Here is a 15,185-nt window from a genome sequence, read left to right on the forward strand (position 1 = left end):
AATGCGTCCCCTTTTTCGCCCTTTTTCGCCTAAGCCTAATGTGTTGAATTCCTTTTATAGCTGGCGTATTCGGATGTTATCCACATCGATAGCACCCAGTTGATCTGACCACAATAACAGCTGACTGGATACCTTGAGGAGAGTGCCCTGTTTTGAATATGGCGCCCAGTCACGAGTAAGATTGACGTTAAACTGAAACCCAGTGTTCTCAGATCCAGCGGCCCAAAACATTAAGCGGCTGCTGCCTAAAACGCTACGGGCGACAAAACTGACCTCATAAAGCACACCCGCTTGGAGTGTAAGATCCAATACTGCCATCCCAATCTCTGCCGGAATGTCATGAACAATTCGGCCAAAATAATTACCAGCCTCGTTATAGACCCCAAACCCATTTCCGTTGTGCCAACCATTGGCATTCCCACCATCAAACGGGGTGTAATGAACCACCATCGGCTCTTCATTTCGAACCGTGTAGGTTCGCAATGGGAAGGCAACTGCCTCTCCCTGGTTGCTACTTCGATTGAACGTCACCTCCAACACCACTTTGAGCGCTGAACCAACGCGCAGTTTTTCAAGTTCTGTCCGAGGGATTTCCTTGGACAACCCGGTCGATACATCGCCCGACTCCAGCTCTGTGCCGGTGTAAAGCGTAATCGTGTAATCCGAGCCATTGCTGGCAGTTCCTTCGCAGCGCAGCCAGACCCGCTGGCCGGCGGCAATCAGCGGCCAGGGTGCCGCCGTGACCCTCGCATCGCCGCTGAAGCTACCCAAATCCAGCTCGCTACCGATGCCACCCTGTGCCGCTTGTGGAATCAGCGGCATCGCCAGGCTGGCCATAGGCATCGCTTGTACATTCAACGTCAAGGGAGCCGAGGGCGGCAGATCCACGCCACCCTGATTGACCGTGTAGGTCACCGTCACCGCTTTGCCCAAGCTAAACGCCACTACACTGTTGTCGATCGGGATTTCCCAGCCGTCCCTGACCAGCCATTCATCCGAGGTATATGAACCCTCGGCCGGCGTGCCCGGTGCGCCGGTCCAGGTGACTTTCAGCTTGTCGCCAGGCAGCAGCGCGGGGTTGGATGGCACGATAATCGTCAGCGTGTCCTTGGCATTGACCGGATTCAGGGTCGCACCACTGGCCTCTTTGACCGAGGGTGCGCGGAGCTCCAGGGCCGAGCCGATGCTCAGGTGCCGGACGATGGAGTTGCCCAATGAAGTCGTGCCCCGGGTAATGGAGTAGCTGACATCCACCGTCCCGTTCAGGTTGCCGCTCACATAAGTGAACGGCACGGTAAAAGGCACCACCTTGCCCGCCGTATTCGCGGTCAGGGTTCTTGGCTGGTCCGGGGCATTGCTCGACGAGCCGCGCCAGCGCAGCACGACGACATCCCCGGGCAGGGTGGCGGTGTAGGTCGCGATTACATTAGCGCCGATGGCGGGATTGACGTCGTCAGGATCCAGCACATCGTCGGGGGCTTCCACCACCGTGGGAATCGGCAACGACGGCGCCGCGACGCCCACGCTCAGTTGCAGGAAATCCGAATCCGGTTGGCCGTTCACGCTGTAGTACACGGTCAGCGAACCGCCATCGAGGCGCTTGACTTGCTCTTTAGCCAGGTTCGCCAGCACCGGTTCGCCGACCGCCTCCCCACCGACGATGGCGATCACCTCATGGTAGGTCGGCTGGGTGGTGGCGGTACGGCCTTCACACACGATGATGATCTCGTCGCCAGTGGTACGTCCCGGATAGTCGGGAATGGACAGGGTGTAGTAATTCAGGTCCGGGTCCAGGGTTCCCGCGACGGCTTCCACGATCTCGGGCGGCAGGTAGCGACGAGTATCGCCCGTCACGGTCACCGCCGCGCTTTTCGAGGGACGGTCCACCTCACCGCTCCTGACCCGCACGTAGCCTACCGAGGCTCGTCCCTGGGAGATGGCGGCGACATCGGCATGGGGAATAGTGAAGTCGTAGAAGTAGGGAATGGTTGCAACCGTTTGCTCCAGCGGGCCGACGATCACCGACGAACCGTCGGCGGCGGTGCCACGCCAGGTCAGGCGCAGGAGATCACCCACGACATGTTCGTGGCGGTTGGTGTTAACACGAGCGATGACGGGTTCGCCGGCCAGTTCGGCGAGGTCGATTTCGTCCACCGGCAGGCCGTTGACCAGCACCAGTGGCGGGTCGAGCCGGTCATTGTTCACATCGACCAGGACGTGGGTCACCGCAGACCAGCGCCAGTACCCGCCGGGGTAGTTGCCGCACTCATCCACCACCTGGTAGGCCACGGCGAGGCCATCGCTGTCGTCGGCTCGCTCGATGACCTCAAGGGGGATAGTGACGATGATTTCCCCACCCACCTCACCCTCGGCCACCGTGTGCTCGACATTTTCCGCTCCCCAGGCCACGTTGATCTTGTCATTGCGGCGCATGAACAGGTACGGCTTGATGGTGATCGGCACACCGGCCGCGGCCTCTTCGGGGCCAACGCCGTTGTCGAGGATGTCCTGGGGGATCGAATACTCCAACCCCGAGTGTCCCGGGGTGCCCTGATCCTCATCGAAACCGCCGGGCGGGTCGAGTTTGACCAGCAGTTTCCACTGCGGCTGCGACTCTTCAGGCACCGTCGTACCCACCCGCAGTACACTGTAGAACACCGGAAAAGCGTCACCCCTGACGATATGCCCCGCGTCGATACGAAAAACCAGGCGCGCCCCTTTCTGGTTCAGATCGATCTCGGTGCTCCAGACCGGTGTAGTGGTGTCTTTCCAGTAAAGGCTGAAAACATCACCGATCTCCATCTGGGTCCAGGGATCGACGATGCACAGCAGTCCTCCTTCCACCAGCCTGGCCGGAATACCCGCGTCATAATCCTCGACGAAAAGTGTCCAGCCCGGAAACCAGGGCGGCTCAAGGCCGGCAAGCGGTTGGCTGTCTGGTGAATAGCTTGGGGGAAATCGCTTTTCCATGGGGGTACACCTCGGCTGGTTGAGGGGCCGCCAATAAAGCAGTAGAGGCGCAATGCACGTGGGGATTATTAGGACGCGCCGGGATGAGGGCGTCTACTGTCAGATCTGACAGTCATCGGGGATGTTGGAGTGACTGATGAATCTGTGGCGAGGGAGTATCGCAGGGACATCAGGCCTTTTTGTTCTGCTCGACCTCCTTGCCGCAGGTATCGATGAAAAAATCCAGAGTGTTTGAATAGCTATACGCTCCGGTAGCGTGCTTGAGGGCGTAGCGTACTTTTACGGATTGCCCGATATGGCCTGTCACGAATTCGGCATCCACTCGAAACGTCACAGGTTTACCGGCAGACACCGTTGTGATGGGTATCCAGCCGCTGGTACTGGCGGAAGGATTGGAGCCGGTCCAATAGTAAGTCAGGATGTCGCCTTTGACCGTGCCCGTGTAGTCGACCAATGCCCGGACCTTATCGAAGATTTTCGAGGGATCGAGGATGCCGTTTTCGACCCCCTCGACCGTGGGGGGCGGTAGCGTAGCCATCAAGGCCTGGACCGTGACCAGCAGATGTTCGGATTCGCTTTGTCCGTAGACACCCACTTGGTCGTTGGACACCTGATACCACAGATCAAGGCGGCCGTTGGCAAGTACGCTGATGTGCTCGTCGGATACGTACAGCGTGACCGCTTTGTCTTCGGCTTCACTCCTGCTGACACTATGGGTTTGCGGATACACATAAGGCGTGCCGTCGGATCGCGTGCCTTCCCAGATCAGCTCGATGAAATCTCCATCGGCGATACCTGGGTACGAGATGTCCACGTTGGCCATCAGCGTGTCAGGTTCCAAGATATCGCCCAGTTGTTCGTGAAGGACCGGGGCGGGGTGGGCATAAAGGTCGCCCACCACATTGGCAAATGCGCGCTTGGACGAAAGAGGCGGATCTCCGTTTTCCTTGGTCAGCACATACGACGCTTCGGCCGATCCCATGGCAATGGCGCGGACTTCTGCGTAAGGCACCTTCAACGCAAGGATGGTGGGTGTTTTCGTGATCTGCTGTGCCTGGATGTGGATCAGCGGCTTGCCGACTTGTGGCGTGCCGATCCATGTCATGGTCACCGTATCGCCGATTTTGAAGTCTTCCGTCCGGACCAGGATCTGCACGGTGACGTCCTGCTGGTTCAAGGTCTTGAGATCGATGATCCCGTCGATCGCCTCCTCGATGATCGGTGCTTCCAGGCGCCAGGCCCCGGCATCGACTCGTACGGTTGTGGAAATCGACCATTTTTCCGAATAGTTCCACACCTCGTCGTGCACCACGTACTGTACCAGCAGGGCGTTGCTGTCGCCGCCGGCTAGTATCGCGGCCTGATCGGCGATGATTTCGATGGGTTGTGTGCCCGCGGCCTGCTCCGGTGACAGGCTCAGGGGGTCGAGGAAGACACTGCCCCATTTCACCTGGATGACGTCACGCACGGCAATGTTGGGGTAGGGCTGGATTGTCATGGGCACGCCCTTGGCGGCCCATTCGGCATCGACGCCTTGAGTGATCACTTCGGGTGGCAACTGCACCCTCTTGAGTTCCGAGTGCCCCGGCAGATGCGGTTCCTTGTCGCGACCGCCGGGTCGGTCCAGCTTGACCAGAAGCCGTAGGGGCGCGGATGGATCGTCAGGTGTCGTTTCATTTTTGCGCAGCAGTACGTAATAGCACTGTTCGATCCAACCGGGCACAAACCATTGCCGGTCCACGAAGAAGAACAATCTCTCGTTCTGGTCAGCGAGCAGTTCGTGATGCCAGACATTGTTCGAGTCCAGGTAGACATCGATGATGTCACCCTCCTGCATGGGCGACCACGGATCGATGATACAGAAAGCACCCTCTGTGTGATCTTCAACCACGGCCAGATTGATGCCGCCATCGCCGTCTGCGACAGGGCTGGTCATGCCCGCGATCATTAGAGGCCACAGTGCCCGCTGACCGTCGGTGGAGGACCTGAATGGCGGTAGGTAAAGACGGAAAGAGGTCACGGCCAGCTCCTGGTCCAGAACGATGCGATGGTGTTGAATCGCAAGGCGATGGAGCACATTTGACGTGACGGCGACCGCGCCTGACTACTGTCAGAGCTTACAGGTGTGGCGTGTTATTCGACGAGTGGTAGGCGAAGCCAAGGGCATGGGCGCCTGCTGTTCTCTCAAGCAGGCGGTCTCACCATCAAGGCCTGCGCAAAGTCTTTTGCTTGAGGATATAAACCGTCACCAACACCGCACTCGTCAACATGAACCCCCGTGCCCACGGCAAGGGCACCAGGTAGCACGACAGCAGAATGCTCGCCCACATCAACCCGATAGCGTAGACCTTGCCCTTGAGCGGGATGCCGTTGCCGCTGAGGTAGTCCTTGATCCACGGACCGAGTCGCGGGTGCTCCACGAGCCATTGGTAGAAACGCGGCGAGCTGCGGGCGAAGCAGGCCGCCGCCAGCAGCAGGAAGGGCGTGGTGGGCAGCACCGGCAGGAAAATTCCGATCACCCCCAATGCCACGCTCAGCCAGCCGATGGCCAGCAGCACGTAACGCAACATCAGGGGGCGGTTGCCTATGGGGTTGTCCATAGGCCGCGTCTTAGTGGTGACGAGGCTTGAGGATCGCCGGCTTCTCGTCCGGAGCGTTGCACAGCAGGTACAGCGCGGTGAGGGCTTCCGGGATCTGTACGATCATGTCGTCCATCAGGTTGGCATCGGCGGCGATGTCGGAGAACTCCGGTTGTTCGTCGAACAGGCCGGAACCGACCATGATCGGCAGCAGCATTTCGCTGACTTCCTCTTCGGCGGTTTCGAACCAGGCCGCTTCGCGCAGGAACACCCCTTCCATGAAACCGATGCACCAGCCGCGCAGTTCCGAGTCGTCCGGGTCATCGCCCAGGTCCAGCTCGCAGGGCAGCTCGAATTCTTCGTCGGAGGCCAGTTGACGGGCAATGTGGGCCTTGAGGCCAACCAGCGTGGCTTCGATTTCGATGCGTTGGGCTTCGTCGGTGTAATGTGGCTCTTCGGCGAAGAGGGCGTCGATCCACTCGCGATCCGGCACCTGCTCGGAACAGATCGACAGGGCGGTCAGGTAGCCGTGAGCGGCCACGTAGTCCAGCGCTTCCTCGTGCAGCTCATCGGCGTCGAGGAAGACTTGCAGGCGGGTCAGTTGCTCAGCGAAGGACATTACGGGCTACCTTGGGGGAATAAACAATGCGGGAATTCTAGGCCTTCTTGAGCGCCCAGGCCAGCCGCTTGGCTGATTTGCCTGTGGCGAGGGGATTTAGCGAAACGTCGCACCGCCCCGCAGGGCTGCGAAGCGGCCCTGAAGCCATACGCTCCGGTGTGTCAGGTAGATTGAGTTGCATGTTCTGGGGCCGCTTCGCAGCCCAGCGGGGATAAATCCCCTCGCCACAGAGTGCAATGTCAGGCCTTACAGATCTTGAACACCTCTTGTCAGCAACGCCCTCTGCACAGAGGGCCTCGGGTATACTGCCGCGCTTTGTGATGCCCTGCGGTGTCCCACCGGCTCGAAACTCGCACTTACGATTTGCCGGTGCAGCATGTTCGATTCTGAACCAGCCTTGCAGGGATGTTTTGGTGATTTTTGGAGTTTCTATGCTCGAACAGGCTCAACGCGTCCTCAAGGACATCTTCGGCTACGACAGTTTTCGTGGCCGCCAGGGTGCCATTATTGAGCGCGTGGCCAGCGGTGGCGATGCCCTGGTGCTGATGCCCACCGGCGGCGGCAAATCCTTGTGCTTCCAGGTCCCGGCGTTGTTGCGCAACGGTCTGGCGGTGGTGGTTTCGCCGCTGATCGCCTTGATGGACGATCAGGTCGCGACGCTCGAGGAACTGGGCGTCGCCGCGGCTTCGCTGAACTCCACCCTGAGTGCCGAGCAGCAGCGGGACCTGGCGGCGCGGATCCGGCGCGGTGAGCTGAAAATGCTCTACCTCGCCCCGGAGCGCCTGGTACAGCCGCGCATGCTGGCTTTCCTGCAGAGCCTGGAAATCGCCCTGTTTGCCATTGACGAAGCCCACTGCGTGTCCCAGTGGGGTCACGATTTCCGGCGCGAATACCTGCAGCTGGGGCAGTTGGCGGAGCTGTTCCCCGATGTACCACGCATCGCCCTGACCGCCACCGCCGACAAACGGACCCGGGAAGAAATCGTCGAGCGCCTGCATCTGCAAGACGCCGAGCGGTTCCTTTCGAGCTTTGACCGCCCCAACATCTTCTATCGCATCGTGCCCAAGGAGCAGCCACGCAAGCAGTTGCTGGCGTTCCTCGCCGAACGGCGCAGCGATGCGGGCATTGTCTATTGCCTGTCACGGAAAAAAGTCGACGAAGTCTCGGCGTTTCTCTGTGAACAGGGGTTTCCGGCGTTGCCCTATCACGCAGGACTGCCCAACGAACTGCGGGCCTATCACCAGAAGCGCTTTCTCAACGAGGAAGGCTTGATCATGGTGGCCACCGTGGCCTTCGGCATGGGCATCGACAAGCCCAACGTGCGTTTTGTGGCGCACCTGGACCTGCCCAAGTCCCTTGAGGCCTATTACCAGGAAACTGGTCGTGCCGGCCGTGATGGCTTGCCGGCCGACGCCTGGATGGCCTACGGCCTGCAAGACGTGGTGATGCTCAAGCAGATGCTGCAGAACTCCGAAGGTGACGAACGCCACAAGCGCCTGGAGCAGCACAAGCTCGATGCCATGCTCTCGCTGTGCGAAGAAACCCGCTGCCGCCGCCAGACCTTGCTGGCCTATTTCGACGAAGACATGCCCCAGCCGTGCGGGCACTGCGACAACTGTGTCGACGGCGTGGAAACCTGGGACGCCACTGAACCGGCGCGTCAGGCGTTGTCGACCATTTTCCGCACCGGGCAGCGCTATGGCGTGGGGCACTTGGTGGATGTCTTGCTGGGCAAGGACAACGAGAAGGTTCGCAGTTTCGGCCACCAGCATCTGTCGGTGTATGGCGTAGGCAAGTCCCGCTCCGAAAGTGAATGGCGTTCTCTGTTCCGCCAACTCGTGGCCCGTGGCCTGGTGGACATCGACCTGGAAGGCTACGGCGGCCTGCGTCTGAGCGAGACCTGCCGGCCGTTGCTCAAAGGCGAGGTGAGCCTGGAACTGCGCCGCGATCTCAAGCCGGCGACCGCGATCAAGAGCAGCAAGAGCCAGGCCAGCCAACTGGTCCGCGGCGAGGAGCGCGATCAGTGGGAAGCCTTGCGTGCCTTGCGGCGCAAGCTGGCCGAGGAACATGCCGTACCGCCATACGTCATCTTTCCCGACTCGACGCTGCTGGAAATGCTGCGCAGCCAACCCACCTCCCTGGCGGAGATGGCCCGGGTCAGCGGCGTCGGCGCGCGTAAGCTGGAGCGCTATGGTGAGGCTTTCCTCCAGGTGTTGGGCGGCGAGGCCGAGGCGCCGAAGGCGGTGGCCGATGTACGCCATGAGTTGATCACCCTGGCGCGGGCCGGCATGACCCCGTTGCAGATCGCCGGACAGCTCCAGTGCTCGGAGAAAAACGTCTACACGATGCTTGCCGAAGCCATCGGCCAGCAGCAATTGTCGCTGGAACAGGCCCTGGATTTGCCCGAGGAACTGATGGGCGAGGTCCAGGATGCGTTTCTGGATGGCGAAGGCGAGTTGCCAGCGGTGGCGGAAGTGGCGGCGCTGTTCGCCGGTCGGGTGCCGGAAGGTGTCTTGTATTGCGTTAGGGCTGCGTTGCAGTCGGAATTTGAAGTCTGATCAGTAAGTTGCATGCCTTTAACGATTCAGTGCGGGGCAGGCCTTGCTTGAATCCAAAGTGCATGCTTAGCTGACTAATAATTAGTATTTCTCCTATTTCAGATCTGATGAGTTTTTTATGTCGTTAACCGATCAACACCGTTTTGGCATGCAATTGGCGCAGATGTCCCGGGGCTGGCGTGCCGAACTGGACCGTCGCCTGGCCGGACTGGGTCTGTCCCAGGCGCGGTGGCTGGTGCTGTTGCACCTGGCCCGCTTCGAACACGCCCCGACCCAGCGCGAACTGGCCCAGAGCGTTGCCGTCGAAGGCCCGACCCTGGCCCGTTTGCTCGACAGCCTGGAAAGCCAAGGGCTGGTGCAGCGCCAGGCCGTCGCCGAGGACCGCAGGGCCAAGAAAATCGTGCTCTGCTCGCCGGCACGGCCGTTGATCGAACAGATTGAAACCATTGCCACGCAATTGCGCAGGGAGCTGTTCGAAGGCATCGACGAGGAGGACATGCGGGTGTGCATGCGGGTTCACGGCAGAATTCTGGCGAATCTGGAAAAATCCTGAGGTACATCTGCCATATCCCGACTTTTGAGATTCGATGATTAGCGAACTATAACCAGTACTAAGCGATCGTATTGGAAGCGCTCGAATCGTAAAGGGATACCCATGCTTGAAAGTTTGCAGTCCACGTTGCGCAGTTGGGTCAACGTGTCAGTTGTCTTGGGTGCATTGGGATATCCGGCTTTGGCGTCTGCGCTGGGGCTGGGAGAAATCACGCTCCATTCCGCCCTGAACCAGCCGTTGCGCGCCGATATCGCACTGGTCGATGCGGCGGGACTCAGCGAGGGGGATCTGTCGGCCAGCCTGGCTGGTCCGGACGACTTCAATCGTGCCGGCGTGGAGCGGGTGTTCTTCCTCAGCAACCTGCGCTTTACCCCGGTGATACGCGGCGAGCGCAGTTTCATTCGGGTCACTTCCAGTAAACCGGTGGAAGAACCTTTCCTCAATTTCCTGGTGCAGCTCAATCAGCCCAACGGACGTCTCCTGCACGAATACACCGTGCTGATCGACCCACCGGGTACGCCGGGTATCGTGCCTGCATCCGACGAGCCCGCGGCCTCTCCCAAGTCTTCGATCTCGACTCCGGCGCCGGCCATCAAGCCGCCCCCGGCGACCCAAGGCAAGCGCTATACCGTCGTGCAGGGAGACAGCCCCTGGGTAATTGCCAAACGCCTGCACGAGGCTGGCAGCGGCGCCTCGATCCATGAGTTGATGCAAGGAATTCAGGCCCTGAACCCAGGCAGCGACCGACTTTCTATCGGCCAGCGCTTGCTGCTGCCCGATTCGGCCGTGTTGCCATCCCCGACGGAAACCGCCGCCGCGTCGACCGCCGTTGCCGTCGACGAGCAACTGGCGGCCAGCGTGCTGCAGAATCAGCAGCAACAGAAAACCGTCGACGAGTTGCGGGCCCGGCTTCAGGCCCAGGACGAAGAAATTGCCGATCAGCGCAAGCAGATCAGCGAACTGCAGGCGAAACTGGCTGAGGTCGCGCCGGGCCCGGCTACGCCTACTGCGTCGCCAGCCGTGCCTCCGGTCACTGAGACGGCGAAAGACATGCCGGTGGCTGAGCCGCAGCCAGTGACAGCGCCCCCTCCTGCGGCAGAGCAGCCGGAGCCCGACGGCATCAATTGGCTGTGGGTGGCAGGACTGGTGGGGCTGTTGGGATTGCTTGCATTGCTGCTGTTCATCCGTCGTCGACAAGAGCAGGCTGGCGTACAGCCGATGTCGGAGCGCCCTGAGCCGATGCTCGAAGATGCTGTCGACACCTATGCAGCGGCGGCTGATACGGAGCAGCCCGAGGTCGCTTCGTCTTTCAATAACGGTGATGCGCCGTTGGGAGATGTGCTGGAAGGGGTCGGGATCTACCTGACCTATGGCCGCTTCACCGAAGCCGCGGGGTTGTTGCGCGCGGCGTTGCTGGCGGAACCGGAGCGCACCGACCTTGGCCTCAAGTTGCTGGAGGTGCTGGGCAAGCAGGGCGACACCATCGGCTTTCAGGCCCAGGAACATCATTTATCGGCGCAGGGCGTCGATGCCAGGACACTGGAAGACATCCGCGGGCGTTATCCGAGAGTTGCTGTGGTCGCCGCGCCCATGGTGGTGATGCCGCCGCCAGAGCCTCAAGCACCTGAAGCCCTCGCTCCTGTGCCTGTACACGTTCCCGGCGATGAGTTCGAGCTGGATCTGGATGCGCTGTCCATGGAGAGCAACTGGGACCTGACCGATGAGCAGGACGGCGCCGAGGAAAAAAACGCCATCGCGACGCCTGCCGTTGACGTCTCTGAGGAGTTGTCTCTGTCGGGATTCGACGAGCCGGAGCTGCAATGGAGCGCGCCACTGGAAACCGAGTCGCTGGACGATGCCTTTCTAGATGGGTTCGCCGATGAAGAGCAGGTGCTGGAGCTGGAGGCGCAGCCTCTTGAGCCTGAGTCTGACTTATCGTCCCTGGCGTCCATGTCCCTCGAGCCCGAAGCGCCGGAACACGCTGAAAAACTGGAGCAGGCGCAGAACTGCATTGATGATGGCGACTTGAAGACAGCGATCACCCTGCTTGAAGAATTGCTCCAGGAAGGCGACGAACCCCTCAAACAGACCGCCCGAGTGCTGCTGGCCGGGATTCGCTGAAGGCACGGCTTCCCGTGTGGGAGCGAGCCTGCTCGCGATAGCGGTGGGTCTGCTGGCATTGGTGTCGAATGTGCTGCCGCCATCGCGAGCAGGCTCGCTCCCACAGGTATTGAGCATCGTCTATCTCGGGGGCGAACGGTCAAAGGCGAGTATCATGGCGGCGCCTTCGAAGCCACGAGTGGACGTGCAATGACCGAGCAAAAACCGGAAGTCATCATTACCTATTGCACCCAGTGCCAATGGTTGCTGCGTGCTGCCTGGCTGGCCCAGGAACTGCTCAGTACCTTTGGTGACGATTTGGGCAAGGTGTCCCTGGTGCCGGGCACCGGCGGGGTGTTCCACATCAGTTGCGACGGTGAGCAGATCTGGGAGCGCAAGGCTGACGGCGGTTTCCCCGAGGCCAAGGTGCTCAAGCAACGGGTCCGCGACCGGATCGACCCGGAGCGGGACCTGGGCCACAACGACCGGGTTCAGTGAGAGGGGGCTTCGCTGCCTGTCACCGGTTTCTTCGCGCCGCTTAGCTGGCTCGACACGACGATGGCGGCGATGATCAGCACGCCTCCCAGCAGCATGCGCAGGGTCGGGGTCTCGCCGAACAGCAGCCAGGCCACGCTGATGCCGTAGACCGGCTCCATGGCGAACACCACCGCCGCTGTGCGGGCCTTGATCACGCTCAGGCTGGCGACGAAGAGGCTATGGGCCAGGCCGGTGCAGAACACCCCGAGCAGGCCGATCCACAGCCAGTCGAGCGGGCGTACCGCGCTCAGTTGTGGCGCGGCGATCGGCAGCAGGCATGCCCCGACGACCAGGTTCTGACACAGCGCCGCCTGCACGGGTGGTACAGCGCCTGCGCCGGCGCGGTTGGTCAGCGACAGCAGGGAAAACAGCAACCCCGACGCCACAGCCCACAGCAGGCCGGTGGTGGCGCCGCTGGCCAGGTCGAAGTCCGGGGTGACCAGCACCAGGCCAATGCTTACCAACACCACCAGCAGGATTTCATTGGCCCGAATCCGCTCGCGAAACACCAGCCCTTCGAGTAGCACCGTGAAGGCCGGAAAACTGGCAAACCCCAGTGTGGCGATCGCCACTCCGGCGATTTTTACCGCGATGAAAAAGCTCACCCAGTGGCCGGCCAGTAGCAGCCCGCTCAGCAGCAGTCGCCAGCCGTCCCGTATCTGGAGTTTCTGCCATGGGGTGCTGCTGGCGAAGCGGGCGAAGGCCGCCAGGGCCAGCACGGCAAACAGGGCGCGGCCAAATACGATGATCGCCGGCGAGGCGGCGGCGAGTTTGCCGAACACACCGGTCAGGCCAAACATCAGTGCGCCAATGTGCAGGGCGCCCAGGGCGGTACGGGGAGTCATTGCAGTCCTTAGATCAGCCATCACTATTCCCTGTGGGAGCGAGCCTGCTCGCGAAAGCGGCCGATCAGTCAGCATTTCTATCAACTGACACACCGCATTCGCGAGCAGGCTCGCTCCCACAGGGATCAATATTTAAACCCTTTGGATGAGTGGGTGTCTGTCGCGATCCTGGCGTTTTTTAGCGTCAGGCTAGCGCGAACGCCGCAGTTTGCCTGGCGACGTGCCGAATTCGCGCAGTATCGCCGCGGCGAAGGCGCTCTGGGAGCTGTAGCCGACCCGGTGGGCAATCTCACCGATGGGCAGATCCGAGTCGCGCAGCAGTGCTACAGCCTTGTGCAAGCGGCGGCTGCGGATGTAATCCATCGGGGTTTGCCCGCATTCGGCGACGAAGCGTGCGTGCAGGCGAGCAGCGGAAAGTCCTGCGATCCGGGCCAGGTCAGCCACTTGCAGCGGGTAGGCGGCGTATTGGTCAATGTGCGCGTCAAGGGCAGCATAGGGTAGGCGTCGGCGGCCGGTCGCTTCCTGGCGAACACCGTTGAGGCTGGCCAGGAGCAGTACCGCTCCTTGCTGGGCGATCAGCGGATCGTTTACCGGGCTGCCCGCGAGCCAACTGACCAATTGGCTCTGTCCCGCATCCAGGGGCAGGCGGACGGTGCTGTCCAGCAAGCGACGGCTGGCGTCGGCGTGATCCCCCAGGCACTGAGCGACCCACTCATCGTCCGGCACATCCAGCACCAGGCAATGGCTGCCACGAGGGCTACCGCAGGCATGATGAGCACCGGCCGGCACCACCACGAAACTTTGCTGTACCACCTGGCTGCCACGCCCCTCCACCTCGAAATCCAGCGCGCCCGACAGTCCGAAGACCAGTTGGGCGTGGTCATGGCTGTGGACGATCAGGTCGTGGCTGTAGTGGCGCAACGTGAGGATCGGTCTCATCGCGGTCTCCCGGGGCAGGCCGCCAGCATACACCGAAGGTGTATCGCGTGGCCTTGTCATGCAACCGACATGTGTCTGTCATGGGCCATTAACCGCCGGTGTGCACAGTGGTGAAAACGATCAGAGGGGGTGCCCATGACCAGCGCCGAGCTCGCCAGACCCAGCCGCAAGCAGCGTGTCCGCACCCTGTGGATATCCGATGTGCACCTCGGTACCCGGGATTGCCAGGCCGAACATTTGTCGCAGTTCCTCAAGGGCTATCACGCTGACAAGATCTATCTGGTCGGTGACATCATCGATGGCTGGAAACTGCGCGGCGGCATGTATTGGCCCCAAGCCCACACCAACGTCATCCGGCGTTTGCTGACCATGAGCAAGCGCGGTACCGAGGTGATCTACGTCACCGGTAATCACGACGAGTTCCTGCGCCGCTATTCGAAGCTGATCCTGGGCAATATCCAACTGGTGGACGAGGCGGTGCACGTCACCGCCGACGGCCGGCACTTGCTGGTAATTCACGGCGACCAGTTCGATGTCATCACCCGTTACCACCGTTGGCTGGCGTTTCTCGGGGATTCAGCCTACGAATTCACCCTCACGCTGAACCGCTGGCTCAACCATTGGCGGGCCCGCTACGGCTACGGTTACTGGTCGTTGTCGGCGTACCTCAAGCACAAGGTCAAGACCGCCGTCAGCTTCATCAGTGACTTCGAAGAAGCCATCGCCCATGAGTGCGTGAAGCGCGAATTGCATGGTGTGGTGTGTGGCCACATCCACCACGCCGAGATCCGCAAGGTGGGTGAGGTCGACTACCTCAATTGCGGCGATTGGGTCGAATCCTGTACGGCGCTGATCGAGCATTGGGACGGCTCGATCGAGTTGTACCGGTTGGCGGATGCCCAGGCGCGCGAAGCTCAGTTGAAGGCGCTCAAAGTCGCCGAACCGGCCTGAGCCTGACACTTCCTCCAGGCAGAAGGCTTCTGTAGGAGCTGCCGAAGGCTGCGATCTTTTTCCAGGCGATAAAGAATCAAGATCAAAGATCGCAGCCTTCGGCAGCTCCTACCACGGAACCTTGCCCCGCAGCATGTCGCGGTACATGACGAAATCGCCAAGCAGGCTGTAGAGCGGGTGTTGGAAGGTCGCCGGTCGGTTCTTTTCGAAGAAGAAGTGCCCGACCCAGGCAAAGCCGTAGCCGGCCACCGGCAAGGCGATCAACCACCACCAGGCCGTTGCGGCGATGGCCAGGACGAGAATCAGTATGACCAGGGAGGTGCCGATGAAGTGCAGTCGTCGACATGTGCTGTTGCTGTGCTCGCCCAGGTAGTACGGATAGAAGTCAGCAAAACTCTTGAATTGTCTGATGTTTTCCAAGACTGCAGGCTCTTTGGTGAGGGTTCTGTTTTTCAAGTCTAGAGCGCCCCTCTGCAACGGCCAGTGACAATGAGCGCCACTTTAGTATCCTTCGCAAATCCGGCCGTACTTTGC

General features: G+C 60.9%; 12 protein-coding genes. 5 read left to right on the forward strand and 7 right to left on the reverse strand.

The window, feature by feature from the left end:
- Positions 1-54: 54 nt before the first annotated feature.
- The 4 genes from QZH45_RS08965 to QZH45_RS08980 all read right to left on the reverse strand — a co-directional run bounded on the left by QZH45_RS08965 (position 55) and on the right by QZH45_RS08980 (position 6,168).
- Positions 55-2,970, reverse strand: coding sequence for a hypothetical protein (locus QZH45_RS08965; protein WP_069018499.1), 2,916 nt, complete (start codon positions 2,968-2,970; stop codon positions 55-57).
- 169 nt (positions 2,971-3,139) lie between these two features.
- Positions 3,140-4,906 (reverse strand): hypothetical protein, encoded by a 1,767-nt coding sequence (locus QZH45_RS08970; RefSeq protein WP_055135351.1) that lies wholly within the window; start codon positions 4,904-4,906, stop codon positions 3,140-3,142.
- A gap of 268 nt (positions 4,907-5,174) precedes the next feature.
- Positions 5,175-5,570, reverse strand: coding sequence for a YbaN family protein (locus tag QZH45_RS08975; RefSeq protein WP_053192891.1), 396 nt, complete (start codon positions 5,568-5,570; stop codon positions 5,175-5,177).
- 10 nt (positions 5,571-5,580) lie between these two features.
- Positions 5,581-6,168 carry a YecA family protein gene (locus QZH45_RS08980; protein WP_024778612.1) on the reverse strand — a complete coding sequence of 196 codons (588 nt, stop codon included), beginning with the start codon at positions 6,166-6,168 and terminating at the stop codon, positions 5,581-5,583.
- Between the two features lie 431 nt (positions 6,169-6,599).
- Here QZH45_RS08980 and recQ point away from each other — a divergent pair, with 431 nt between their 5' ends.
- The 4 genes from recQ to QZH45_RS09000 all read left to right on the forward strand — a co-directional run bounded on the left by recQ (position 6,600) and on the right by QZH45_RS09000 (position 11,877).
- Positions 6,600-8,726 (forward strand): DNA helicase RecQ, encoded by a 2,127-nt coding sequence (gene recQ, locus QZH45_RS08985; RefSeq protein ID WP_024778613.1) that lies wholly within the window; start codon positions 6,600-6,602, stop codon positions 8,724-8,726.
- A gap of 118 nt (positions 8,727-8,844) precedes the next feature.
- On the forward strand, positions 8,845-9,279 hold the full coding sequence (locus QZH45_RS08990; protein ID WP_024778614.1) for a MarR family transcriptional regulator: 435 nt from the start codon (positions 8,845-8,847) through the stop codon (positions 9,277-9,279).
- Positions 9,280-9,381: 102 nt separating this feature from the next.
- On the forward strand, positions 9,382-11,400 hold the full coding sequence (locus QZH45_RS08995) for a FimV/HubP family polar landmark protein (RefSeq protein WP_055135349.1): 2,019 nt from the start codon (positions 9,382-9,384) through the stop codon (positions 11,398-11,400).
- Between the two features lie 189 nt (positions 11,401-11,589).
- Positions 11,590-11,877: a SelT/SelW/SelH family protein gene (locus QZH45_RS09000; protein ID WP_024778616.1), complete on the forward strand. Its 288-nt coding sequence runs from the start codon at positions 11,590-11,592 to the stop codon at positions 11,875-11,877.
- Here the strand turns inward: QZH45_RS09000 and QZH45_RS09005 are convergent.
- On the reverse strand, positions 11,871-12,761 hold the full coding sequence (locus QZH45_RS09005; RefSeq protein ID WP_024778617.1) for a DMT family transporter: 891 nt from the start codon (positions 12,759-12,761) through the stop codon (positions 11,871-11,873). The genes QZH45_RS09000 and QZH45_RS09005 overlap by 7 nt on opposite strands.
- A 189-nt stretch (positions 12,762-12,950) precedes the next feature.
- Positions 12,951-13,700, reverse strand: a complete 750-nt coding sequence (locus tag QZH45_RS09010) for a helix-turn-helix transcriptional regulator (RefSeq protein WP_024778618.1) — start codon at positions 13,698-13,700, stop codon at positions 12,951-12,953.
- 135 nt (positions 13,701-13,835) lie between these two features.
- Here QZH45_RS09010 and QZH45_RS09015 point away from each other — a divergent pair, with 135 nt between their 5' ends.
- Positions 13,836-14,651, forward strand: a complete 816-nt coding sequence (locus QZH45_RS09015) for a UDP-2,3-diacylglucosamine diphosphatase (protein WP_024778619.1) — start codon at positions 13,836-13,838, stop codon at positions 14,649-14,651.
- A gap of 108 nt (positions 14,652-14,759) precedes the next feature.
- Here QZH45_RS09015 and QZH45_RS09020 read toward each other — a convergent pair whose 3' ends face one another.
- On the reverse strand, positions 14,760-15,071 hold the full coding sequence (locus tag QZH45_RS09020) for a DUF962 domain-containing protein (RefSeq protein WP_024778620.1): 312 nt from the start codon (positions 15,069-15,071) through the stop codon (positions 14,760-14,762).
- Between the last annotated feature and the right edge of the window lie 114 nt (positions 15,072-15,185).

The sequence above is a fragment of the Pseudomonas corrugata genome (genome assembly GCF_050920615.1).
GTDB classification, from domain to species: Bacteria; Pseudomonadota; Gammaproteobacteria; order Pseudomonadales; family Pseudomonadaceae; genus Aquipseudomonas; species Aquipseudomonas corrugata.